22 protein-coding genes are annotated in these 23,500 nt (G+C 59.7%); 10 read left to right on the top strand and 12 right to left on the bottom strand.

What is annotated here, in order from left to right; translation table 11 throughout:
- From ACWHWP_RS11340 to ACWHWP_RS11330, 3 genes are read left to right on the top strand one after another with little or no spacing between them, the layout of a single operon-like run.
- A complete protein-coding gene (locus ACWHWP_RS11340; RefSeq protein ID WP_447855594.1) occupies nt 1-1,083 on the top strand; it encodes an HlyD family secretion protein in 1,083 nt (360 codons plus the stop codon).
- Nucleotides 1,080-2,459 (top strand): efflux transporter outer membrane subunit, encoded by a 1,380-nt coding sequence (locus ACWHWP_RS11335; protein WP_447855593.1) that lies wholly within the window; start codon nt 1,080-1,082, stop codon nt 2,457-2,459. Before ACWHWP_RS11340 ends, ACWHWP_RS11335 begins: the two co-directional genes overlap by 4 nt.
- Nucleotides 2,460-2,498: 39 nt before the next feature.
- Nucleotides 2,499-3,158, top strand: coding sequence for an O-methyltransferase (locus ACWHWP_RS11330; protein WP_059311328.1), 660 nt, complete (start codon nt 2,499-2,501; stop codon nt 3,156-3,158).
- Between the two features lie 82 nt (nt 3,159-3,240).
- On the opposite strand, the gene hrpA is transcribed toward ACWHWP_RS11330, so the two are convergent.
- On the bottom strand, nt 3,241-7,143 hold the full coding sequence (gene hrpA, locus ACWHWP_RS11325; RefSeq protein ID WP_447855592.1) for an ATP-dependent RNA helicase HrpA: 3,903 nt from the start codon (nt 7,141-7,143) through the stop codon (nt 3,241-3,243).
- 205 nt (nt 7,144-7,348) lie between these two features.
- On the opposite strand from hrpA, the gene azoR reads away from it, so the two are divergent.
- Together azoR and ACWHWP_RS11315 are read left to right on the top strand one after the other, a co-directional pair.
- Nucleotides 7,349-7,954, top strand: a complete 606-nt coding sequence (gene azoR / locus ACWHWP_RS11320) for an FMN-dependent NADH-azoreductase (RefSeq protein ID WP_059311330.1) — start codon at nt 7,349-7,351, stop codon at nt 7,952-7,954.
- A gap of 90 nt (nt 7,955-8,044) precedes the next feature.
- Nucleotides 8,045-8,731 (top strand): RluA family pseudouridine synthase, encoded by a 687-nt coding sequence (locus ACWHWP_RS11315; protein WP_447855591.1) that lies wholly within the window; start codon nt 8,045-8,047, stop codon nt 8,729-8,731.
- 7 nt (nt 8,732-8,738) lie between these two features.
- On the opposite strand, the gene ACWHWP_RS11310 is transcribed toward ACWHWP_RS11315, so the two are convergent.
- Nucleotides 8,739-9,278 carry a DUF2058 domain-containing protein gene (locus ACWHWP_RS11310; RefSeq protein ID WP_023327414.1) on the bottom strand — a complete coding sequence of 180 codons (540 nt, stop codon included), beginning with the start codon at nt 9,276-9,278 and terminating at the stop codon, nt 8,739-8,741.
- 353 nt (nt 9,279-9,631) lie between these two features.
- Between ACWHWP_RS11310 and ACWHWP_RS11305 the strand changes: the two genes are divergently transcribed.
- Entirely contained in the window at nt 9,632-10,606 is a 975-nt protein-coding gene (locus ACWHWP_RS11305) for a DUF1852 domain-containing protein (protein WP_447855590.1), read from the top strand.
- Nucleotides 10,607-10,628: 22 nt separating this feature from the next.
- Nucleotides 10,629-11,660, top strand: a complete 1,032-nt coding sequence (locus ACWHWP_RS11300) for a methionine synthase (RefSeq protein WP_063429734.1) — start codon at nt 10,629-10,631, stop codon at nt 11,658-11,660.
- A 47-nt stretch (nt 11,661-11,707) separates the two neighbouring features.
- Here the strand turns inward: ACWHWP_RS11300 and ACWHWP_RS11295 are convergent, their stop codons facing one another.
- The 3 genes from ACWHWP_RS11295 to ACWHWP_RS11285 are packed head-to-tail and all read right to left on the bottom strand — an operon-like array spanning nt 11,708 to nt 15,827.
- Nucleotides 11,708-13,495, bottom strand: a complete 1,788-nt coding sequence (locus ACWHWP_RS11295) for an aryl-sulfate sulfotransferase (protein ID WP_447855589.1) — start codon at nt 13,493-13,495, stop codon at nt 11,708-11,710.
- 23 nt (nt 13,496-13,518) lie between these two features.
- Nucleotides 13,519-14,262 carry an ABC transporter ATP-binding protein gene (locus ACWHWP_RS11290; protein WP_063429730.1) on the bottom strand — a complete coding sequence of 248 codons (744 nt, stop codon included), beginning with the start codon at nt 14,260-14,262 and terminating at the stop codon, nt 13,519-13,521.
- A complete protein-coding gene (locus ACWHWP_RS11285) occupies nt 14,259-15,827 on the bottom strand; it encodes an ABC transporter permease (RefSeq protein ID WP_059311337.1) in 1,569 nt (522 codons plus the stop codon). Before ACWHWP_RS11285 ends, ACWHWP_RS11290 begins: the two co-directional genes overlap by 4 nt.
- A 221-nt stretch (nt 15,828-16,048) precedes the next feature.
- Between ACWHWP_RS11285 and ACWHWP_RS11280 the strand changes: the two genes are divergently transcribed.
- Nucleotides 16,049-17,107 (top strand): ABC transporter substrate-binding protein, encoded by a 1,059-nt coding sequence (locus ACWHWP_RS11280; protein WP_447855588.1) that lies wholly within the window; start codon nt 16,049-16,051, stop codon nt 17,105-17,107.
- Here ACWHWP_RS11280 and ACWHWP_RS11275 read toward each other — a convergent pair.
- Nucleotides 17,104-18,045 carry a LysR family transcriptional regulator gene (locus ACWHWP_RS11275; protein WP_447855587.1) on the bottom strand — a complete coding sequence of 314 codons (942 nt, stop codon included), beginning with the start codon at nt 18,043-18,045 and terminating at the stop codon, nt 17,104-17,106. The genes ACWHWP_RS11280 and ACWHWP_RS11275 overlap by 4 nt on opposite strands.
- Nucleotides 18,046-18,097: 52 nt before the next feature.
- Complete coding sequence (locus tag ACWHWP_RS11270) at nt 18,098-19,039, bottom strand: LysR substrate-binding domain-containing protein (RefSeq protein ID WP_447855586.1); 942 nt, start codon at nt 19,037-19,039, stop codon at nt 18,098-18,100.
- 95 nt (nt 19,040-19,134) lie between these two features.
- On the opposite strand from ACWHWP_RS11270, the gene ACWHWP_RS11265 reads away from it, so the two are divergent.
- Both ACWHWP_RS11265 and ACWHWP_RS11260 read left to right on the top strand, forming a co-directional pair.
- Nucleotides 19,135-19,569 carry a DMT family transporter gene (locus ACWHWP_RS11265; protein WP_047075294.1) on the top strand — a complete coding sequence of 145 codons (435 nt, stop codon included), beginning with the start codon at nt 19,135-19,137 and terminating at the stop codon, nt 19,567-19,569.
- 3 nt (nt 19,570-19,572) lie between these two features.
- Nucleotides 19,573-20,031: a DMT family transporter gene (locus ACWHWP_RS11260; protein WP_063429726.1), complete on the top strand. Its 459-nt coding sequence runs from the start codon at nt 19,573-19,575 to the stop codon at nt 20,029-20,031.
- Here the strand turns inward: ACWHWP_RS11260 and ACWHWP_RS11255 are convergent.
- The 5 genes from ACWHWP_RS11255 to ACWHWP_RS11235 are packed head-to-tail and all read right to left on the bottom strand — an operon-like array spanning nt 20,028 to nt 23,500.
- The gene (locus ACWHWP_RS11255; protein WP_063429724.1) at nt 20,028-20,561 is read right to left on the bottom strand and encodes a DUF3833 domain-containing protein; all 534 of its coding nucleotides are present in this window, start codon (nt 20,559-20,561) and stop codon (nt 20,028-20,030) included. The genes ACWHWP_RS11260 and ACWHWP_RS11255 overlap by 4 nt on opposite strands.
- Entirely contained in the window at nt 20,558-21,082 is a 525-nt protein-coding gene (locus tag ACWHWP_RS11250) for a hypothetical protein (RefSeq protein ID WP_059311343.1), read from the bottom strand. Before ACWHWP_RS11250 ends, ACWHWP_RS11255 begins: the two co-directional genes overlap by 4 nt.
- Nucleotides 21,079-21,564: a DUF2878 domain-containing protein gene (locus tag ACWHWP_RS11245; protein WP_047348620.1), complete on the bottom strand. Its 486-nt coding sequence runs from the start codon at nt 21,562-21,564 to the stop codon at nt 21,079-21,081. Before ACWHWP_RS11245 ends, ACWHWP_RS11250 begins: the two co-directional genes overlap by 4 nt.
- Entirely contained in the window at nt 21,561-22,781 is a 1,221-nt protein-coding gene (locus ACWHWP_RS11240) for an SAM-dependent methyltransferase (protein ID WP_059311345.1), read from the bottom strand. Before ACWHWP_RS11240 ends, ACWHWP_RS11245 begins: the two co-directional genes overlap by 4 nt.
- Nucleotides 22,778-23,500: a DUF1365 domain-containing protein gene (locus ACWHWP_RS11235; RefSeq protein WP_447855585.1), complete on the bottom strand. Its 723-nt coding sequence runs from the start codon at nt 23,498-23,500 to the stop codon at nt 22,778-22,780. The genes ACWHWP_RS11240 and ACWHWP_RS11235 overlap by 4 nt, the downstream gene beginning before the upstream one ends.

Below are 23,500 nucleotides of genomic sequence, written 5' to 3'. Positions count from 1 at the left end.
ATGAGTCAGCAGGATGCCGCCAAAGAGCAGGCCAACACCCGCAAAAATGTGCGCATTGTTTCCGTTTTCACCGCCGCTGCCATCGGTATTGTCGGCGTACTGGCGATCCTTTATGCGTGGCAGCTCCCGCCGTTCACCCGCCACGCGCAGTTTACCGACAACGCATACGTGCGCGGTCAGACGACGTTTATCAGTCCGCAGGTCAACGGTTACATCACAGAGGTGAATGTTCAGGACTTTGCGCAGGTCAAAAAAGGCGACCTGCTGCTGCAGATTGATGACCGCATCTATCGTCAGCGGGTGCATCAGGCCGAGGCGCAGCTGGCGATGAAAATTGCCGCCCTGAATAACAACCTGCAGCAGCGTAAAAGCGCCGAGGCCGTCATCGCCAAAAATGACGCTGCGCTGAAAAATGCCCGCGCCCAGAGCCTGAAAACTCAGGCGGATTTAAAGCGGGTGAAAGAGCTGACAACTGACGGCTCGCTCTCCATTCGCGAGCGCGACGCGGCGCTGGCGAGCGCAGCCCAGGGCAGCGCGGATATCGACCAGGCGAAAGCGGCGCTGGAGATGTCGCGTCAGGATCTGCAGACGGTGATTGTGAACCGCGGTGCGCTGGAAGCGGATGTAGAAAACGCCAAAGCGGCGCTGGAGCTGGCGCAGATCGACCTGCAAAACACGCGTATTGTGGCCCCGCGCGACGGCCAGCTCGGCCAGATTGCCGTTCGTCTCGGGGCGTATGTGACCGCCGGGACCCATCTCACCACCCTTGTGCCGCCGCAGCACTGGGTGATCGCCAATATTAAAGAGACCCAGCTCGCGGAGTTGCGCGTCGGTCAGCCGGTGAAATTCACCGTCGATGCCCTCAATAACAAAGCGTATCAGGGCCGCGTGGAGAGCATCTCTCCGGCGACAGGCGTTGAATTCAGCGCCATCACGCCGGATAACGCCACCGGGAACTTTGTCAAAATCGCCCAGCGTATTCCGGTGCGTATTGAAGTGCTCGGCAAGCCAGAGGCGTCCGCGCTGCTGCGTCCGGGCATGTCGGTGCAGGTGACCATTGATACGCGGGAGGCGAAGCAATGACCCTTCGCCCGATAACCGCGCTGGTGATGGCGGTCATGCTGGCCGGATGCCAGGCCGTCGATGTCAAACCGGCGCAGCCGACGCTGCAAATCCCCACGCAGTGGCGCACCGTCTCAGGCCCTGCCAGCCCGACGGAGCAGCTCTGGTGGCGCAATTTTCATGACAACAACCTGAACCGCTACGTGGACCAGGCGCTCGGGCATAACAGCGATGTCCTGATCGCCCGCGAGCGGATAAACGAGTATCAGGCGCGGGTCTTTGCGGCCGACGGCGGCCTGTTCCCCTCGCTCGACGCGGGCGTAACGGGGACGCGAGCCCGTTCGCAATCCGCCGCGACCGGGCTGCCGGTCTACGGCACGCTGTACAGAGGAAGCCTGACGGCGAGCTATGACGTTGATATCTGGGGCGTTAACCGCAGCACCTCGCGCGCTGCCGAAGCCTCGCTGGAGGCACAAAAAGCCGCCGCCGCCGCCGCGGATTTAACCGTCGCCTCGTCCGTGGCATCCGGGTATGTCACCCTGCTTTCGCTTGATGAACAGCTGCGCGTGACCCAGTCCACGCTGAAATCGCGCGAAGAGGCATTTAACCTCGCGAAGCGTCAGTTTGAGACGGGCTACAGCTCGCGCCTGGAGCTGATGCAATCGGATTCCGAACTCCGCTCAACCCGGGCGCAGGTTCCAGTGCTCCAGCACCAGATTGCACAGCAGGAGAATGCCCTGAGCCTGCTGCTGGGAAGCAACCCGGGCGACGTGGCGCGCAGCGAAAGCTTTGCGGCGCTGACGCCGCTGAAGCTGCCGTCGCAGCTGCCCTCTACGCTTCTGAACCGCCGGCCGGATATCGTTCAGGCCGAGCGACAGCTGGTGGCCGCGGACGCCTCGCTTGCCGCGTCGCGCGCCAGCCTGCTGCCGTCGATCAACCTGACCGCAACCGGATCGATTCAGGATCGCACGCTTTCAGGCCTGCTGGACAACCCGCTTCAGCTCTGGAGCGCAGGGGGAAGTATTCTCGCCCCGCTCCTTAACCGCCAGGCGCTCAACGCGCAGGTGGATATTTCTCAGTCCCAGCGCAACCAGGCGCTGTACAGCTACGAGAAAACCGTGCGTAACGCGTTTGCCGAAGTGAACAACAGCCTTGATGCCATTGCTCGATATCAGGAACAGCTGACGGAGCTGCTTGCCCAGCAGGATGTGGCCCAGGAGACCCTGCGCATTGCGCAGAATCGCTATCGCAACGGCTATTCATCCTACCTGGACGTGCTGGACGCGCAGCGCACGCTGTTCTCGGTCCAGACCAGCGTCGTGCAGGTGAAAAATAACCTGCTGCTGGCGCAAATTGATTTGTATAAAGCGCTGGGCGGCGGCTGGGCCAGTGTCTGAAAACCTGCCCGGTGGCGCTTACCCCTCAGGAGTCAATCTATGCAACAACAGTGGTCTGCAGTCGATAATTTCATGATTTCTTCGCTTATTCCTGAAGATGACGTGCTGAGTCAGGTCCTGGAAAACAACAAGCGCGCCGGGCTCCCCGAGCACGACGTTGCGGCCAATCAGGGGCAGCTGCTGGCGCTGTTCGTGCGCATGACGCAGGCGCGGCGCGTTCTGGAGATCGGCACGCTGGGTGCTTACAGCTCCATCTGGATGGCGCGCGCGCTGCCGCCGGACGGAAAGCTGATCACGCTGGAGGCCGATCCCACGCATGCCGACGTTGCGCGTCAGAATATCCACCTCGCCGGGCTAAACGAGCGTATTGAACTGATTGAAGGCCCGGCCCTGAACTCTCTTGAGAATTTCGGTGACGTTCCGCCGTTCGACCTGATCTTTATTGATGCCGATAAGCCAAACAATCCCGGCTATCTGGAGTGGGCGCTGCACTACTCCCGTCCGGGGACGTTGATCATCGGCGATAACGTGGTGCGCGAAGGCGAAGTGGTTAACGGGCAAAGCGACGACGCGCGCGTGCAGGGCGTGCGTCGGTTTATCGAGATGATTGGGGATAACCCGCGCTTAACCGCCACCGCGCTGCAAACGGTAGGGGTTAAGGGTTGGGATGGGTTTACGCTGGCAATTGTAGAACGATAACCATCCGGGTGGCGGCTACGCCTTACCCGGCCTACATATTCTCCCGTAGGCCCGGTAAGCGCAGCGCCACCGAGCAAGGGTTTTAACCAGAAATCTGTTCCATCGCCTGCAGGATACGCTTATCCGAAATCGGATACGGCGTACCGAGCTGCTGGGCAAAGAAGCTAACGCGCAGCTCCTCAATCATCCAGCGGATCGCCTGAACGTCTTCATCGTCGCGGCGCGCTGGCGGCAGCTTGTTGAGCCACTGTTGCCACGCCTGCTGCACGCTTTCCACTTTAAGCATCTGCGCGCGATCGCGGTGTGGGTCGATGGCCATCTTCTCCAGACGTTTTTCAATTGCCTGCAGATAGCGCAGCGTATCGCCGAGACGGTTGAAGCCGTTGCCGGTGACAAAGCCGCGGTACACCAGCCCCGCCATCTGCGCCTTCACGTCCGACAGCCCCAGCGCCATGGTCATATCCACGCGCCCTTTCAGGCGCTTGTTGATATTGAACACGGCGGTGAGGATCTGCTCAACCTGTTTGGCAATCTCTACCACGGTATCGTTCAGCTCCGCGCGCACCTTTTCATGAAGCTGTGCAAAGCCCTCTTCCGTCCAGACCGGGCCGCCCGCCTCGTGAATGAGTTTGTCCACGCCGCAGGAGATGCAGTCATCGATCAGGTCCAGCACCTTGCCGTACGGGTTAAAGTACAGCCCCAGCTTGGCCTTGTTCGGCAGCTTCTCGTGCAGATACTTGATCGGCGACGGAATGTTCAGCAGCAGCAGGCGACGCAGCCCGCGCCACATCATCTGCTGCTGTTCCTGCGGGTTATCAAACAGCCTGATCGCCACGCTGTCGCGTTCGTCCACCAGCGCTGGCCAGGCTTTGACCTTATAGTTGCCGCGCTTCTGCTCGTAGCTTTCCGGAAGCTGACCAAAGCTCCAGATGTGCAGCCCGCTCTGCTCGATGCCGTCGTCCGCCACCGCAGAGAGCGTCTCCTGGACTTTGCCTTTCAGGGCTTCTTTCAGCTCGCTCAGGGAACGCCCTTCCAGCAGCTTTTTGTTTTTATCGTCCACCACGCGGAAGCTGATTTTCAGGTGATCGGGCACCTGATCCCAGTTCCAGTCGTCGCGGTCAATCGTGGTGCCGGTCATGCGGCGGAACTCACGCTCCAGCGCATCCAGCAGCGGCAGCTCCAGCGGCGTGACGCGGCCTAAAAAGGCTTCCGCATAGTTCGGCGCGGGAACGAAGTTACGGCGCACCGGTTTCGGCAGGGATTTGATCAGCGCAATCACCAGCTCGCGGCGCAGGCCTGGAATTTGCCACTCAAACCCGCTCTCATCCACCTGGTTTAGCAGCGGCAGCGGAATGTGAACGGTCACGCCATCCGCGTCTGCCCCCGGCTCAAACTGATAGGTCAAACGCAGCTTGAGGTTGCCCTGATGCCAGAAGTTCGGGTAGTCGAGCTTGCTGACCGACTCCGCCCCCTCTTTAATCAGCATGCTCTTTTCGAAGTTGAGCAGGTCCGGCGTCTCTTTGCTGGCCTTCTTCCACCAGCTGTCAAAGTGGCGGGCGGAGATGGCTTCGTGGCTGATGCGCTGGTCGTAAAACTCGAACAGCGCCTCGTCGTCCACCAGAATGTCGCGGCGGCGGGACTTGTGCTCAAGCTCTTCCACTTCGGCGCGCAGTTTGAGGTTTTCGCGGAAGAAGGCGTGACGCGTCTGCCAGTCGCCTTCCACCAGCGCATGGCGGATAAACAGCTCGCGGCTGAGCGCCGGATCGATCTGGCTATAGTTCACCTTACGCGCGGCCACAACCGGCAGGCCGTAAACCGTCACTTTCTCGGTGGCCATCACCGCGCCCTGCGCGCGCTCCCAGTGCGGCTCGCTGTACGAGCGCTTAAGCAGGTGCTGCGCCACCGGCTCAACCCACTCCGGATCGATACGCGCGGCGATGCGTCCCCACAGGCGGCTGGTTTCCACCAGCTCCGCGACCATGGTCCATTTCGGCGGCTTCTTAAATAAGCCGGAACCCGGGAAGATGGAGAAACGGGCGTTGCGCGCGCCGGTATATTCCTGCTTCTCTGCGTCCTTCATCCCAATGTGGGACAGCAGGCCGGTCAGGAGTGCGATATGCACTTCGCGGTACTCCGCCGGTTCGCTGTTGACCGGGATCCCCAGCTCTTTCACCACCTGACGGAGCTGGGTGTAGATATCCTGCCACTCGCGCACGCGCAGGTAGTTGAGGAAATCCACGCGGCACTGGCGGCGGAACTGATTCGAGGAGAGCGCTTTCTGCTGCTCGCCGAGATAGTTCCACAGGTTCACGAAGGCGAGGAAATCGGACTCTTTATCGTGGAAGCGACGGTGCTTTTCGTCAGACGCCTGCTGTTTGTCCATCGGACGCTCGCGCGGATCCTGAATGGAGAGCGCCGACGTAATAATCATAGCCTCGCGCACGCAGCCGTGCTTCTGCGCTTCCAGCACCATACGCGCCAGGCGCGGGTCGACCGGCAGCTGGCTGAGCTGGCGGCCCAGCGGCGTCAGCTTATAGACCGTCGCCTGCTCGTCGGTGGTAATCGCCCCGAGCTCTTCCAGCAGACGTACGCCGTCCTGAATGTTGCGTTTGTCCGGCGCTTCGACGAAGGGAAACGCCGCGATGTCGCCCAGCCCCAGCGCGGTCATCTGCAGGATAACGGACGCCAGGTTGGTGCGCAGAATTTCCGGGTCGGTAAACTCCGGGCGCGACAGGAAATCGTCTTCGGAATAGAGACGAATACAGATCCCTTCCGACACGCGGCCGCAGCGGCCCTTACGCTGGTTGGCGGATGCCTGAGAGACCGGCTCAATCGGCAGGCGCTGGACCTTGGTGCGGTAGCTGTAACGGCTGATGCGCGCCGTGCCCGGATCAATCACGTATTTGATGCCCGGCACGGTTAGCGAGGTTTCCGCTACGTTGGTCGCCAGAACGATGCGGCGCCCACCGTGCGGCTGGAACACGCGGTTCTGCTCGCTGTTTGACAAGCGCGCGTAAAGCGGCAGAATTTCTGTGTGGCGCAGGTCGCGCTTGCTGAGCGCGTCGGCGGTATCGCGGATTTCGCGCTCGCCGCTCATGAAGATCAGAATGTCGCCCGCGCTTTCGTTGCCCAGCTCGTCAACGGCATCAAAAATGGCCTGCAGCTGGTCGCGCTCGGTATCATCCGCCTCTTCAACAATCGGGCGATAGCGCACCTCCACGGGATACGTGCGGCCTGACACCTCGATAATCGGCGCATTGTTGAAATGCTTCGAGAAGCGTTCCGGGTCGATGGTCGCGGAGGTGATGATGATTTTCAGATCCGGACGACGCGGCAGCAGCTCTTTCAGGTAGCCGAGCAGGAAGTCGATGTTCAGGCTGCGCTCGTGCGCTTCATCGATGATGATGGTGTCGTACTGCATCAGCAGGCGATCCTGCTGGATCTCCGCCAGCAGAATACCGTCGGTCATCAGCTTGACCATCGTGTTGTCGCTAACGTGGTCGCTGAATCGCACCTTATAACCGATGCAGCCGCCCGGCTCCGTCTGCAGCTCTTCGGCAATGCGGTTCGCGACGGTACGCGCCGCCAGACGACGCGGCTGGGTGTGGCCAATCAGCCCTTTGATCCCGCGGCCGAGCTCCATGCAGATTTTCGGCAGCTGGGTGGTTTTCCCCGAACCGGTTTCGCCCGCGACAATCACCACCTGGTGGTCGCGCACGGCCTCGAGGATGTCTTGTTTTTTCTGACTGACGGGCAGGTTTTCCGGGTAGGTAATCGCCGGACGCGCGGCTTCGCGCAGCACAACTTTCCCTGCTGCCTGTTCAATCTCTTTCGCCATCTCCTGGTAAATGGCCTGTTGAGCATCAGGATTTTTAACCTTCTTCACGCCGTGCAGACGGCGGGCGAAGCGCTGTTTATCGCGCAGCGTCAGAGAATCAAGCTGTTGCAGGAGCATCGGGAAGGTTAATTTTTGTTGTTCTGTCATAGCGTTAAAGGGCAGTACACGCCCTGATAAACTCTCTTTTTAATGATTGCTATAGAGTACCACATTGACGCCTTTCGCGCCTTATTCAAAAAATTCGAACATAGGCTTCGATATATTGCGCTATCTCTGTGGCAGGATTGTGAATAGAGTGTCAACAAGCAACGGGGCAACCCCCTTCAATCAAATGCAACAACAGGAATCACCCATGAGCAAAGTATTAGTTTTGAAATCCAGTATTCTGGCAGGGTACTCTCAGTCTGGTCAGCTGTCTGATTACTTCGTTGAACAGTGGCGTGAACAGCATTCTGCTGACGAAATCACCGTGCGTGACCTGGCTGCAAACCCGATTCCTGTGCTGGATGGCGAGCTGGTTGGCGCGCTGCGTCCAGGCGATGCGCCGCTGAGCCCGCGTCAGCAGGAAGCCCTGGCCCTGTCCGACGAGCTGATTGCTGAACTGCAGGCGCACGACGTTATCGTGATCAACGCCCCAATGTACAACTTCAACATCCCTACCCAGCTGAAGAACTACTTCGACCTGGTGGCTCGCGCTGGCGTAACCTTCCGTTACACCGAGAACGGCCCTGAAGGTCTGGTAAAAGGCAAACGCGCTATCGTGCTGACCAGCCGCGGCGGTATCCATAAAGATACCCCAACCGACCTGGTTGCACCGTACCTGAGCCTGTTCCTGGGCTTCATCGGCATCACCGACGTGAACTTCGTGTTCGCGGAAGGCATCGCTTACGGTCCTGAAGTGGCGACTAAAGCGCAGACCGATGCGAAAGCCGCCATCGACAGCCTGGTAGCAGCGTAAGATTTCGCCCTCTCACCGCCCGGTGGGAGGGTTTTTCTTTTCCCCCGCATTTCGTTATCATCCGCTCCCACTCTCCAGCCGGGCGGCCTGATGTCTGCGATTATTGATTCTTTTATTGCCCCACCGTGTCACGACGACATTGAGATCCTCTGGCAGGATGAACATCTGCTGCTCATCAATAAGCCTTCCGGTCTGCTCAGCCTCTCGGGCAAAAATCCGCAAAACCTCGATTCTGTCCACTATCGTCTGGTGCAAATCTTCCCCGGCTGCACGCTGGTACATCGTCTGGATTTCGGCACGTCCGGGCTGATGGTGGTTGCGCGCAATAAGGCCATCAACGCCGCGCTATGCCAGCAGTTCAGCCAGCGCAGCGTGGAGAAAGGCTACAGCGCCCTGCTTTGCGGACATCTGGAAAACGATGAGGGAGTCATAGACGCGCCGATTGCCAAAGATCCGGCGCTGTTTCCGCTGATGTCGATCTGCGCCATCAGCGGAAAGCCGGCACGCTCTCGCTACCGGGTCGTGGAGCGGTTTTATCAGGGCGCAGATCTGCCGTTAACGCGGGTGATGCTTACCCCGGAGACCGGGCGAACCCATCAGTTGCGTATTCACTGCCAGCAGCTGGGACACCCGATTCTGGGTTGCGATCTGTATGGCGGTCTTGACGTGCCGGGGGCGGAAGACGCGCCCCGGCTGATGCTGCATGCCAGCGAGTTGAATTTTATTCATCCCGTGAGCGGAGAGCCGGTTAACGCCCGTCACGCCGCCCCGTTCTGAAGGGGATTTACCACATCAAATCGTCCGGGATTTTGAAGTCCGCGTACGGATCGTCTTCATCCTGCTCTTCCTGGCTGAGCGCGCTGTTTAATACGATGCTGTCGGCATCGCGCTGGGCAATTTTGTCCGCCACCACCGCCGGGATAATCGCGTATTCACAGTCGCCGCTGGCGTTGATGACCAGGCGGGCAATCGCCAGACGGCCGTTGATCAGCTGAGCCTGGGTTTGTTTGTCGACCTCGATTTTTTTGATCAGATTACCGTCGGTGAAGTTAAAGGTGATGTTGCCCCTTGAGACGGTGATGCGGTTCATCTCAATCAGCTGCTTCACCTGCGCCTTAAACTCTTTCGCCAGCACGGCCTGCTTCTGCTGCTCGCTCAGCAGCTTGTCGCGCTCGATCTGCGCTTTCTTATTCTCTTCTACCGCTTCCCGAGCTTCACGTGCCTGAACGCGTGATTTCTTTGCCGTGCGCTGAACCTTCGCCGCCTTTTTGCTGCTGACCAGGCCCGCTTTGAGCATCTGCTCTTGTAAGGTGAGTTTTGTCATGATCTTTCTAAACCGATTGGAAATTTTGGGGATTATAGCGGGAATTGAAAGGAAATAAAAAATCCCTCCTCCCTACAGCCGCTTAACGACGACGGAAAAGTGCATATCACAGACATATCACCAGCTTCGCCCGGCGGCGCTGTGCTTGCACGGGCCTACAAACGACGCTGAATCGTAGGCCGGGTAAGCGCAGCGCCACCCGGCAAGAAAGGCAGCAATACCTCGAGCATTACACTTCATGAACTTCCCTCATGTTGCAGTGAAATTAAGTCACTTCCCCTGCGCCACGGGCTCAGGCATAAATTATGCATCGGTAACTTCTTAGCAACATGAACTTAGGATGCATAACCACAATGAGCAAAGCTTTCACATATACCCTTAAGCGCAGTTGCTTCGATGAGAATTACAACCCGTCAGAAAATACGCGTACGACCACCAACTTTGCTAACCTGGCGCGCGGGGAAAAGCGTCAGGAAAACCTGCGCAATACGCTGGTGATGATCAACAACCGCTTTAACGCCCTGGCGCGCTGGGATAACCCAAATGCCGATCGCTACGCGGTTGAGCTTGAAATTATTTCAGTCGACCTGAATATTGGCGCGAAAAAACCGTTCCCGGCCATCGAGATACTGCAAACCTATATTGTCGACAAAAAAAACAACCAGCGTATTCCCGGCATCGTCGGGAATAACTTCTCGTCTTACGTGCGGGATTACGATTTCAGCGTGCTGCTGCTGGAGCACAACAAGAACCAGCAGCACTTCAGTATTCCGGAAAAGTTTGGCGAACTGCACGGCAATATTTTCCGCCACTTTGTGAAGTCACCTGAATACAAAGAAAACTTCAGAAAAGCGCCGGTGATCTGTCTGAGCGTTTCCAGCAAGGATACCTACCGCCGCACGGGCAATCAGCACCCCATTCTCGGGATTGAGTATCAGCCGGAGGGCGAATCCTTAACGGAACAGTACTTCGCGAAGATGGGCCTGAGCGTGCGCTATTTCATGCCGGAGAACAGCGTGGCGCCTTTCGCGTTCTTCTTCACCGGGGATTTACTGAGTGATTACACCGATCTGGAACTGATCGGCACTATCAGCACGATGGAAACGTTCCAGAAAATCTATCGCCCGGAGATTTATAACGCTAACTCGGCGGCGGGGCTGTGCTATCGACCGGACCTGAACCAGCAGGATCACTCCTTCACAAAAATTGTGTATGACCGTGAAGAGCGAAGCCGCCTGGCGATTGAACAGGGTCGATTTACCGAAGAGTACTTCATTAAGCCTTACAAACACATTCTTGAGCAGTGGTCTGATAACTACACGCTTTAATTCATCAAAAAGGTCTTTTATTATGAAAACATTGCTCCCGACTTCTACCGCTGGCAGCCTGCCGAAGCCGACCTGGCTTGCACAACCTGAAACGCTCTGGTCCCCCTGGAAATTACAGGATCGGGAATTACTGGCGGGTAAACAGGATGCGCTGCGCCTGTCGCTGGATGAGCAGATCCGTGCGGGTATCGATATCGTCAGCGACGGGGAACAGACCCGCCAGCACTTCGTCACCACCTTTATTGAACACCTGAGCGGCGTGGATTTTGAGAACCGCCAGACGGTGCGCATACGTAACCGCTACGACGCCAGCGTACCGACCGTGGTCTCTGCCGTCGCAAGGCAGAAACCGGTCTTCGTGGACGATGCAAAATACCTGCGCCAGCTTACGGATAAGCCGATTAAATGGGCTCTGCCGGGGCCGATGACCATGATCGACACCCTTTACGACGCACACTATAAAAGCCGCGAAAAGCTGGCCTGGGAATTCGCCAAAATCCTCAATCAGGAAGCGAGAGAATTAGAGGCCGCAGGCGTCGATATTATCCAGTTTGATGAGCCGGCGTTTAACGTCTTCTTTGACGAAGTGAACGACTGGGGCATCGCCGCGCTGGAGCGCGCCATCGAAGGGCTGAAATGCGAAACCGCGGTACACATCTGCTACGGATACGGCATCAAGGCCAATACCGACTGGAAAAAGACGCTCGGCTCAGAGTGGCGCCAGTATGAAGAGGCCTTCCCTAAGCTGCAGACCTCTAACATCGACATCATCTCCCTGGAGTGCCACAACTCCCGCGTGCCGATGGATCTGCTGGAGCTGATCCGCGGTAAAAAAGTAATGGTCGGCGCGATCGACGTGGCAACCAACGCCGTCGAAACGCCGGAGGAAGTGGCCGATACGCTGCGCAAAGCGCTGCAGTTTGTCGATGCCGACAAGCTTTATCCGTCAACCAACTGCGGCATGGCTCCCCTCTCCCGCGAGGTTGCTAACGGCAAGCTGAGAGCCTTAAGCGCGGGCGCGGAGATCGTCAGACAGGAAATCCTGGCGAAATAACCGTCCGGTTTCCGGGTGAAGCGTTAACGGCCTCGCCCGGAGAGCCGTCATGCAAAAAGATCTCTCAGCCAGCCGTGCACGCTTTCTGAAGACAGATGCGCTGGCGCCCGCGATATCTCATTCCCGCCCCTGAGCGCCAGCAGCGCAGGCAGGCCGCGTACGCCGAGGCGGGCGGCCAGCGCCGGGTTCAGGTCAGCGTCAAGATAGCGCGTATCAAGCCGGTCGGTCAGCGGGATGACCGTCTCCTGAGCCAGAATATGCCAGAGTTTTCGGCAGTGTACGCAGCGTTCTGCGCCGACAAACAGCAGCACAGTCCCCTCCTGTTCCAGCTCGCTTTCATCCTGAACCGGCCTGAACCGGCTCTCCGCCACGCGGAACAGTTTCGGACTGCGGAGAAGCGTATCGTTATCCGTCGCGACGCACAGCGCATCGGCACCTTTACTGTAGGGCTGTACCCCGGCGACCCGAACCACGCTTTGCGCCGGGCCCGCAGCAGCCGCACCCGGCTGTCGCAGCGCTCGCACGTCCACCGGCTCAATCAGCGTCTCAACCGGCTGGCTCAGCTGCGGGATCCAGGCGTAGGGAATGCGGTACGCGCGGTACACCATATTGTTGTTCAGCGTTTTTCCCCACCAGGGAGAGATATACTCCCAGACAATTTCATGATCGCGCGTCACCTCGAAGATCCGTCCGTTTGATCCTTCGTTAATCAAGGTATTGCCGTTCTCCAGGCGCTGCATATTGCTGATGTAAGGGCTGTAGAATCGGTAGGAATCGGTCGGCTGGGGCAAGCTTGCCTCGTACGGCGAGTAGCGCCACTCGATGTCCAGCGTGACGGGGTTGATTTCCAGAATCCGCGAATAATCTCGCCAGGCGTTTTTCACGCCGTCCGCCGAGGCCGGGTTTGGCGCGCCGTACCCGGCCCAGCCGCCGTTGTCAAAGATCAGGATATTACCCGCCCCGGGCAGCCCATGGGGGATCATATGGGCGTGATGCTGGCCGATAATCCAGCCGATGTGTTTAAGCTCCGGCTTGCTGTAATCGGGCCCCAGCTGCCAGACGATGCGTCCGCTACGCTTATCAATAATGGCGATGATGTTCGACTCTCGTGCATCCCAGATAATGTTGTCGGGATGGAAGCGTTCATCTCCTGCGTCATACCATCTGTTCGGCCCGAGCGCCGACATCGAGTTGATATGCATCCAGTCGCCCATTCCGCCGCCGCTGGCGCGCATGTTGGGGTTATTGTAAAGCGCGGTGCGCGCCGCATCGTCGAAGCCCAGCTCCTCAAAATGATCGCTGCAGCGCCACTCCCACACCACGTTACCCTGCCAGTCAACTTCGATGATGGTGTCATCCAGCAGGACCTTGTCTGAAATTGCCTCGTTAACCAGGTTGGTATGGGCGAGGATCAGCGTATTGCCCCCATCGACCTGCGGCTCCAGCCCCGGCGCATAATAGCCAACCGGATTGCCAGCGCGCTGATAGTCATGATGCGCCCTCGCCATCCAGCGCGGCTCGTGGCCCGGGTCGCCGATCTTTTCGTAGCGGTCAAATTTCCAGGTGACGTTCCCCTCCCAGTCCACCTGAATCAGGTCAAGCATGTCCTGCATTCCGTAGCGCGGGTCGCGTTCGCCGCTGTGCCCGAGGATAGCCCCACCGGGCAAGATCTTGTTCGGAAAGCCGTGCAGCTCCGGCCATTCCCGCACTACCGTGCCGTTCATGTCCACCAGTACGGCACCGTGTTCAGTGGCCTGAAAAAGCGTATAGCCGCTCCAGGCGCGCGCCGGATCGTACAGCGTTGCGCCGGTGGGAAAGACGGAAGGATGTCCCATGTTATTACTCCTTAATTGAATGGTCAGGATGAGGTAATCAGGTTTCGTATCTGGCGACAGGCTGCCGCGAAGGCGGCATCGTCACGCTGGCGAGGATGAGGCAGCGCCAGGCTAATCACGTCGCGTATGCGTCCGGGGCGCGGGGAAAGCACCACGATCCTGTCCGCCAGCGCTACCGCCTCCTCAACGTCGTGAGTGACCAGCAGCGTGGTGGTGCCTTCACTCTGGTGGATGTGCAACAGCTCCTGCTGCAGGGTGTGGCGCGTCAGGGCGTCGAGCGCACCGAACGGCTCGTCCAGCATCAGAATTTGTGGGCGGGCAACCAGGCCGCGAGCAATGGCGACGCGCTGGGCCATCCCGCCGGAAAGCTGCGCGGGTAGCGCGCCCTCGAACTCGGTGAGCTGCACCCGCGCCAGCATCTCCCGCGCGCGCTGGCATTTGGCGGCACGGCTCAGTTTTTCATCCGCCAGCCCCAGCATGACGTTGTCGATAACACTCAGCCAGGGGAACAGCCGGGGTTCCTGGAACACGATGCCGCGCTCTTTGCCCACGCCGGTGACCAGCTCGCCGCTGATGCGGATTTCTCCCTGCGTCACCTCTTCAAGTCCGACCAGCATGCGCAGAAGCGTCGACTTACCGCAGCCGCTGCTGCCCACCAGCACCACCAGTTCACCGGCAGCGATGTCGAGACTAAAATTTTGCAGCGCCGTGACCTGCTGCCAGGTTTTACGCACATGTTGAAATGAGACCAGAGTTTGAGCGGTCATGATGGCTCCTGTTGGCGCCAGCGGGTGGCGCGAAGTTCCAGTAAACGTCCGGCTTTATCCAGCGCTGCGCCGGTGAGACCGACCAGCACCATGCCGCAGAGAATGGTGGGCATATCCAGCAGCTGCTGGGCGTTAATCATCAGGCTGCCGATCCCGGCGCCCGAGGACATGAAGTATTCCGCGCCAATGTTGCCAAGCCAGGCGTAGATCATCGCCAGCCGCAGCCCGGCGAAAATACCGGGTGCCGCGCCGGGAAGGATCAGCATCCGCAGGCGCGTCAGGCCGCCTAAACGCAGCACGCGCGCCACTTCGTCCAGCTGCGGGTTACGCTGCTGCACGGCCTGAAGGGTGCTAAAGAACATCGGAAAGAACGAGGCCAGGGCGATAAAGACGATTTTACCGACGTTATCGTTGCCCACCCACGCGGTCAGCAGCGGTAGCCACGCAAAAAGGGCAATATGGCGCAGCACGTTGAGCGTTGGGGTGACGATCTCGCCGGCGCGCGGCCGCAGCGCCAGCAGTAATCCGCAGAGCAGGCCACCGGCAATACCCGCCGCCCCGCCCGTAAAGGCGCGCCCGAGGCTTGCCAGTATCGCCGTCGCCAGCTCCCCGCTTGCCGCGCCCTGCATAAAGCGCCCGGCGACCGTCAGCGGCGAAGAGAACAGCGCCCCGTCAATCCATCCCCATCGGCTAGCCAGCTGCCATAGCGCCAGCAGCAGAACCGGCAGCTGCAGCGCCTGCCAGCTGGCCTGCGGTTTCCAGGCAAGACGTCCGACGGCGGGCTGGGGCCAGAACACCAGTCGGGAAAAGGCCCGATTCGCCGCCCACTCCATCAGCATGCCGCTGAAGCCCACCACCGCAATGGTGACGAAAACGATATCCAGCTGAAAAAGCTGACGCCCCCAGACCATCAGGTAGCCAATGCCCTCCGACGAGGCGAGCAGTTCAACAACGATCAGCGACACCCAGGCCTGAGAGAGCGCCAGCTGCAGGCCAGTGAACCAGCCCGGCAGGCTCGCGGGGATCACCAGCCAGCGAAGACGCTGCCAGCGGGAAAAATTCATCACCCTGGCGGCCTCGCTCAGGGTATGGGGCACGCTGGTTACCGCCTGCTGCGTGTTGATCGTCATCGGCACGATGGTGGTTTTGATGATTACCGCCAGCTTCAGGCCGTTATCGATCCCGAACAGCACCATAAACAGCGGGATCCACCCCAGGGTCGGGATTTGCGCCAGCGCGTAAAACAGCGGCTCCACGCGACGCGCCGCACCGGGAACCAGGCCGAACAGCGCGCCTAACAGCGTGCCGGCGAACGCGCCTGCCAGCAGGCCCAGCAGCAGATGCTGCAGGCTAAACGCCCACTGGGAGAGAAGGTCTCCGGCCAGGAGCGAGAGCGCCGTGTCGGCGACCACCGAAGGCGCGGGTAAAATTTGTTCCGGCATCCAGTGGCGCTCTACGGCGATGAACCACAGCAGCAGCAGTAGCGCGGGCAATATCCACGGCCAGCCGTTAAGTCGTATTTTCTGCCTTCCGGATGAGCCCGTTTTTAAAATTATCTGCGACATAGTGCTTCACGTTTAAACCCGTCATGCCGCTATAAAACCCCGCCCCGCTCCCCTCCGTCATTGCGTTACTCGAATAATCCCGATGCAACAAATGCATTTCAGCCTGCCGGACTCGCTGGCGCTGATTTAGCTCATTTTCACCTGTTCTTTGCTAATAAAAGCATTTAACAGCGGGCCGGGCGGCTCATTAGGGTGAGAAAAAAACCTCGGAGTAACTTGTTATGATGAAAGCATTTTTTAGTCGCGCTCTGCTGCCGCTGGTGGCCGCCTTCGCCCTGACGGGGAACGCCAGCGCCGAAGCGCTGCACGCCATTCGCATCGGCGTTCCGGATCAAAGTGCGGGCAGTAAGCCCTTTATTGAAGGCCCGGTCGGCATGGCGTACATCCGCCACCAGCTTGAGGCAGTGTTCAAACCTCAGGGCGTAGAAATCCAGTGGCAGTTCTTTAAGGGTGCGGGTCCGGCGGTGAATGAAGCGCTGGCAAACCAACAGCTTGATTTTGTCTACCTTGGCGATCTGGCAGCCATCATCGGCAAAGCGAACGGCCTTCCCACGCGCCTGCTGCTGGGCAGCCGCGGGTCGGAGTCTTACCTGGCGGTCACCCGCGCCTCGGGTATTAAAACGCTGGCGGATTTAAAGGGTAAACGGGTCGCGGTCTATCGCGGTACGGCGGACCAGCTGGCGTTCGACCGCGCCCTGCAAACCGCCGGGCTCACGGAAAGAAACCTGCAGGTCATTAATCTCGACTGGAATGCCGGAAAAGCGGCGCTGGCGGCGGGCCGCGTGGATGCCGTCTGGGGCGGCGTGTCTCTTCTGGCGTTGCGGGGCGATAAGATCGACGTGGTGGTAAAGAGCGGCGATTCCGGTCGTCAGAACACCACGCAGTCGGGGTTCCTGGGGACACAAACCTTTATTGACGCCTGGCCGCAGGCGACGCAGCAGATTATCGACGTGCTGGTGAAGAACGCGGCAGAAATCAGCGATCCGAACAACCGTGAAGCCTGGTCGGCAGAAATGGCACAGCAAAGCCAAATCCCCCAGGCGCTCTTCCTGGAAGAGCTCCGCCCCGACGACCTTAACTTTACCACCTCACCGCGCATCGACCCGTTCCTGACGGACAGCGTCAGCCACAGCGTTGAACAGGCGCAGGCGTCTCGCCTGATCCGCAGCGCGTTTGATGCCCGAGCGTGGGCCGAGGGAAAATTCGTCGAACAGGCGCTCATCGCGCTGAAGCTGGAAGCCCGCTGGCCGCAGTACGATGCCGAAGGACAACCGCGCTAAACCTCCTCCTGCGCCAGCAGCTGAAGCGCGTGCTGGCGGTCAACGTGGAGAATAATGTCGATCATCTTCTCGACCAGCGGCGGCTGAGTTGCATGAACCGGGGAGATAATCCCAAACCGGGTCTGCATCAGGCGCCACTCTTCCGGCAGATCGCTGAGCTCCAGCTTGACCAGGCGGTGGCTCTGCTGGCACAGCGCAAAGCCGTCCTCGCTGGCGAAGCTGACGGCGTGCGTATGGGCCAGCGTAGAAAGCAGCGCATAAATGTGGTCACACTGAATTGCCGGCGAAAAATCCTGCTGCTCGCTCAGGGTTGCCAGCACTTTGCGCACGCCGGGCGGCAAATAGGGTGCGGCAAACGGATAGCGGAGCATGGTCTGGACGGAGACGGGTCCCTCCTTCGCCAGCGGGTGATCGGCGTGGCAGATAAAGAAGCAGCGCTGCGGGCTCAGCGGCTGAACGCGAAGCTGGGGATCGAGTTCGGCCTGCCAGCTGTCGGCGACGACGAACGGATAGTGGCGAGTGGTCAGCGCCTGATGGAGGGCAAACCAGTTATCAACCTGAAACCTTACCTTCGCCTGTGGCATGCTGCGGTGGAATGCCCCCACCGCGGCGGGGATCAGCCGCGCCGACGGTGCCGGGCCGCAGCCGAACATCACTTCGCCGGTAAGCGCCTCCTCCGCCTCGCGCATCTGGCTGCTTAGCTCAACGTTCAGGGCCTGAAAGCGGCGAGCGTAAGGAAGCAGCGTTTGTCCGTGCAGCGTCAGGGTGGGCAGCTTGCTCTGGCGATCGAATAAAGGATGCCCCACGCTCTGCTCCAGCGCCTGAATGCTTCGGCTAAATGCGGACTGCGAGAGGCAAACCGCCTCCGCCGCCCGGTTAAAACTGCCGTATTCAACCAGCGCGACAAAGTTGCGAAGTTGGCGAAAATCAAGGTGCATGGCCCAATCATCCTCTGTTGATATCCCTTAACACTACTGGATGCCGGACCCGTCACGCAATCCCGGCTTGCCAGTACGGCGGCGTGCCAAAGCGCTCGACGTAATAATCAATCACCGTCCTGACGTTAAGAGGCGGATGTCGGGCATCGGGATAGATCGCCGCGATAGCCTGTTGTTCCGTATTAATCGCACACTCCAGCGCGGGCAGGAGCGGAATCAGCTCGCCGCGCTGGAGCTGCTCGCTCACCAGCCAGTCCGGAAACAGCACAATACCCATCCCGCCCAGCGCCGCGCCCAGTAACGCTTCGGCATTATTCGAGGTCATCAACGGCGTCACGGGATAGTGTGTCCACGCCTCGCCCGCCCTGCGCAGAAGCCAGCGGTTAGGCCCTGAGGAGCCGCGATAGACCAGACAGCGATGGCGGTTCAGATCGTCCGGCCCTTCAGGCGCACCGTACTTACGCACGTAGTCTGGCGACGCGGCCAGGTGATACACCTGCTGCCCGAACACCCGCGCGTGAAACGAGGAGTCCGTCAGCGCGCCAATCCGGAAGATAACGTCGGCGGCATCCCGATGCGGGTCGATAAAATCATCGGTCAGCGTCAGCTCTACGCTCAGGCGCGGATAACGTTCCGACAGGCCTGGAAGGCCGGGGGCAATGTGCTTCTGGCCGAAAAACACCGGTCCGTTAATGCGGATCGCGCCGGACGGCTCCGCCGCGCGCGCGTCCAGCTCTCGTCGCGCCTCGTCCAGGTTTTCCGCCATCGTCCGGGCATAGCGAATAAAAAGATGGCCGCTTTCCGTGGGGATGACGGCCCGGGTATTGCGGTAGAAAAGCTGTTGCCCGAGCGCATCCTCAAGCTGGTGGATCACGCGCGATATCTGCGAGGCCGATATCCCCTGCCGCCGCGCCACAGCGGAGAAGTTCTGCGCTTCATACACGTCAATGAAGATCAGCAGCGCGCGAATGTTGATGTTGCTGGCGTCAACCATTAATGCATTTCTCGCAAAGGTGTTTCCACCATTATGGCATTTTTCTCACTGGACAACCCACGTAATCTTCTTCGCCTGAAAACGGAGGAAGAAGAATGCAGTTGGTTTTGATTTTACTGGTGATTGCTGGCGGGATGGGCCTCTCCGTCGAGGCGGGACTGCTGGGCCCCCTGGGGGGAAAAGTCGGCGATTTATGGGCGACGTTCAGCATTTTTGGCGTTGGCGCCGCGCTGACGTTTCTGCTGATGCTGTTTTTCAGCCCGCGTAACAGCCCGTCATTTTTCGCACAGCCCGGCTGGCAGCTACTCGGCGGCGTGCTCGGTCCTGTGTACGTGGTCATCCTGACCGTGGCTACACCCGCCATCGGCATTGCCATGACCATGATTGGTATTCTGGCCGGCCAGGTCTTTAAAAGCCTGATCATCGACCACTACGGTCTGCTGGGTTCACCGCACAGGAAGATCAACGCGAAGCGCATTATTGCACTGGGGTTCATTATTGCGGCACTGGTTCTGGTCGCGCAGGGGTAACGTATGACACTGATTATGATTCTTCTGGCCGTATGCGGCGGCGCGACGCTGAGCATTCAGGCCGCCATTAACGGCCAGCTTGGCAGCAGCGTGGGCGTATTCAAAAGCGCCTTCCTGACCTTTTCCGTCGGTGCGCTGGTCACCGCCCTGCTCATCTTCTTTTTTGAACCCAAGCAGGCGGTCACGCTGCTGGACGTGCCGAAATGGCAGCTCCTCGGGGCGATGTTCGGCGTTCCCTACATTGTGATCATGGTGCTTGCCGTGCAGCGCATCGGCACCGCCGTCGCCACGGTGGCGGTGATATTCGGCCAGCTCGTCATGAGCATGCTGATTGATAACTTTGGCTGGTTGAACAATCCCGCTATTGCGTTTTCACCGAGCCGTCTGGGGGCGGTGGTGTGCCTGGGGATTGCCCTGTACTTCATCTACTCCAGCAGCAAAACCGGCGATGTTCGCGACTAAGCTTCCGTATTCCGGGTAAAGAACAGCGTCACCGTGGCGACGGTGACGCCAAATTTCTTCATCTCGGTTTTATTAAACAGATGGGTCTCATCCTGCAGATACATCCAGTCGTCAAACTTCAGTAGCCAGGTGCTCCCGCTGGCTTTTACGTTCATGCTGTAATGCCAGTTAAAGGCGTTGCCCGAGGCTTGCCCCGTGGCAACTCCTTCAATATCCCCTGCCGTTCCCTCGTAGCGATCGTTCCCCACGCGCCGAATATGCCATACCCGCTGCTGCTTCTCGCCGTCGTCGTAAACAAAGTGCTCATTGAGCGTCAGCGTATCGCCGATAACGTCCCCGGCGATCTCTACGTGAAAGCGGCGGAGCTGTTTACCGCTGCGATCCTGCACCATCCCCCACGCTTCGGTTTTACCCTGGAAATAGTGGAAAATATCCAGCCGCGGCTGCTGCTGGCGATACTCGCTCACCTCGGTGCTACAGCCTGCCAGCAGCATCGTCAATGCCAGCGCCATCATCAGGATACGTTTCATTTTTGGCCTCCGATTAACTGCTGACGCAGCTCAGGATATTGCGTGCGGGGATCGAGCCAAATGGCCAGAAAGCGGGTGCTGAACGCCTCCGACTGGCGCGGGCCCAGTGGAATAAACGTTTTCCGGGTGGCCGGCTCGCGATACCAGAACTGCCCCTGCCCGTCATTGAGGACAAAGGCCAGCTGCGAGCCCGGCCGGACATCCGGCCACAGCGACTGGAGCATCCGCAGCCAGGCTTCGCTTTGTGGTTCCTGCGCCAGGATCCCCTGCGCCTGCCACTGGTCGCGCGTCGCCTGGACCAGCTCATCGCGATCGATGTCGCGGGCGTAGGTAATAATCAGCGCCTGATTCGGGTTCCCCTGGCCGTAACGCCCGTCGGGGGTAAGCAGCTGAGAGGTATAGACGGTGAACGGTCCCCAGGTCAGCGTGGCGTCCCCCACCTTGCGCCAGGCGAGCCAGTCGGCCGCCTGGGCCGCGGGCATGACGATCGTTAAACAAAGCAGCAGAACCACAGCTCTCATTTTTGTCTCCCCATCAGCAGGTGGAAAAACAGCATCAGCACCAGCCAGCCCGGCGCCATCCAGCTGACGACGATAAAGGTCGGCTCCAGAAACGTGATCCCGCCCAGCCGCTCGCCGAACAGATAGGCCACCGGCCCTCCCGCGGCGGCCAGCAGGGTCAGCAGCCAGCCGGGCAACGTGGTGGTGCGCGTAAGCTGCGTCCAGACGGTGGCGAACATCAGCCACAACGCCACCATCCATAGCGGCATCAGGGACTCGCCCGTGAAGGCAATAAGCCCGGTCAGGGCCCAGAGCGCGTCCAGCAGGCTGCCTGCGGCCGCCAGCCCGATGGCGTAAAAACGGTATGCAGGCGGTAACAGCAGGCACGCCAGGATCGCCAGCGCAAGCCAGATAATCAGGCCCTGTTCGCGAAAGAGCACCACCAGCGCCCAGTAAAGATCGAACGCGACGGCCAACAGGAAGACCTGAAGGTAGCGTCTCATACGCGCTCGGCGGTGAGCTGCACCACGCTAATGGTGCGGGCGTTAAACCCGGCTTCGCAGTAGCCAAAGTAGTACAGCCACATCCGGCGGAACCGTTCATCGAAGCCGAGCTTTTCAATCTCCTGCCAGGCATGAACAAAACTCTGCCGCCAGTGGGCCAGCGTGCGGGCGTAGTCCGGCCCCATGTCGAAGAGATTGCGCACCACGAAGTCGGTGTGGCGCGTCATCAGCTCATTCATCGCGGTAATGCTTGGCAAAAAGCCGCCGGGGAAAATGTAGCGCTGGATAAAATCAACGCTTTTGCTGTAGTCGCGATAGCGCTGATCCTGAATGGTGATGGCCTGAATCGCCATCCGTCCTCCCGGACGTAGCCGCGCCTGGCAGGTGCGGAAGAACACCGGAAGATAGCGCTCCCCTACGGCCTCAATCATCTCTATCGAGACCAGCTTGTCGTACTGACCGGTGAGGTCACGATAGTCGCAGAGCAGCACCTCGACCCGATCCTGCAGCCCGGCGCGGGCGATCCGCTCCGTCGCCCAGACGTACTGCTCCTGCGAGAGCGTAGTGGTGGTCACCCGGCAGCCATAATGACGGGCTGCGTATTCCGCCATCGCGCCCCAGCCGGTACCGATTTCCAGCAGGTGATCGCCCGGACTCAGCGCCAGCTGTTCGCACAGGCGCGCCATTTTGGCCTGCTGGGCCGCCGTGAGATCCTGCTCGTCAGCGGTAAACAGCGCGCTGGAGTAGAGCAACTCTTTATCCAGAAAGTGGCCATAAAAGGTGTTGCCCAGATCGTAATGGGCCGCAATATTTTCGCGCGCCTGCGCCCGTGAGTTTCGCCGGGTCCAGTGGCGCAGCCGCTCCAGCGGCCTGCCGAGCAGGCGAAACCCTTTTTCCAGACGGCCAAGCACCTCGCCGTTAAGCGCTAGCAGTTCCAGCAGCGGCGTGAGATGCGCGGTTTCCCATTCGCCGTCCATCCAGGCTTCTGCCGCGGCCAGGCTCCCGCCCGTCAGGACGCGCCAGTAGACGCCGGGCGAGAGGATCTGCACGTCGGCGTGCAGCGCGGAGGATGCCTCGCCAAAATGAAAGGTCTGCGCCCCTTCTCGCAGCGTGAGCGAGCCGCCGCGAATGCCGCTTAACAGCCTGAAAAGCAGCCAGCGCGCGATGCGGACGTTGCGCGGGATATCGGGTTCTAGCGCAAAGACGGGATCGGTCATGAGCGTTCACTCCTGCTGACGGGATGGTTATACAGCGGCAAGCGCTTGAGCCACAGGCGCAGCGCCTGCCAGTAAATGGCGAAAACGGTTTTCAGGGTCATCAGCGGAATGCGCAGCAGCAGCGAGCGCAGCGCCGGGCGGGTCAGAGGCGCCCGGCGCAGGGCCAGCGTGGCGTCAAACACCTTCGCTTCCTGATGATTTTCAATGTGCATATGCAGCGTGTTGTCCGGGCTGTTAAAGCGCCAGTGGTAGATCATGTCCATCGGGTTGAAGGGGGAAACGTGAAACGCTTTTTCCGTGGGCTGCGCATCCTGCCCGTTGACGGCATAGTAATGACGTTCATTCCACGGCGTGTTGCGAACCTCAGCCAGCACCCAGCGCAGGGTTCCCTTCCCGTCATAACAGTAGTAAAAGTTGACCGGATTAAAATGAAATCCGAAATAGCGCAACTGCGTCAGGAGCATAACCCGCCCGTCCGGACGTTCCCCGGTCAGGCTCTCGAGCCTGCTCAGCGCGTTCTCCTTAAGCGGCGCGCCGAGCGGATAGTCCGCGTCATGGAACGAAGCGGCGGCAAAGCGATTGCGGCGCACGCCGACGGAGGCCAGCAGCGGCAGTTCATCCAGATCCAGCCAGGCCATAAACACGCTGTAGCTAAACTCATGGGTTTTCGGCTGAAGGCGGCGGTGGCGTAATACGCCGTGATAGAGGCAGCTGTTCAT

This window comes from Enterobacter sp. WI-ESBL-E8, from assembly GCF_053364895.1.
Note: the sequence above shows the minus strand (reverse complement) of the source record. Positions and strands in the feature narration are given on the sequence as shown.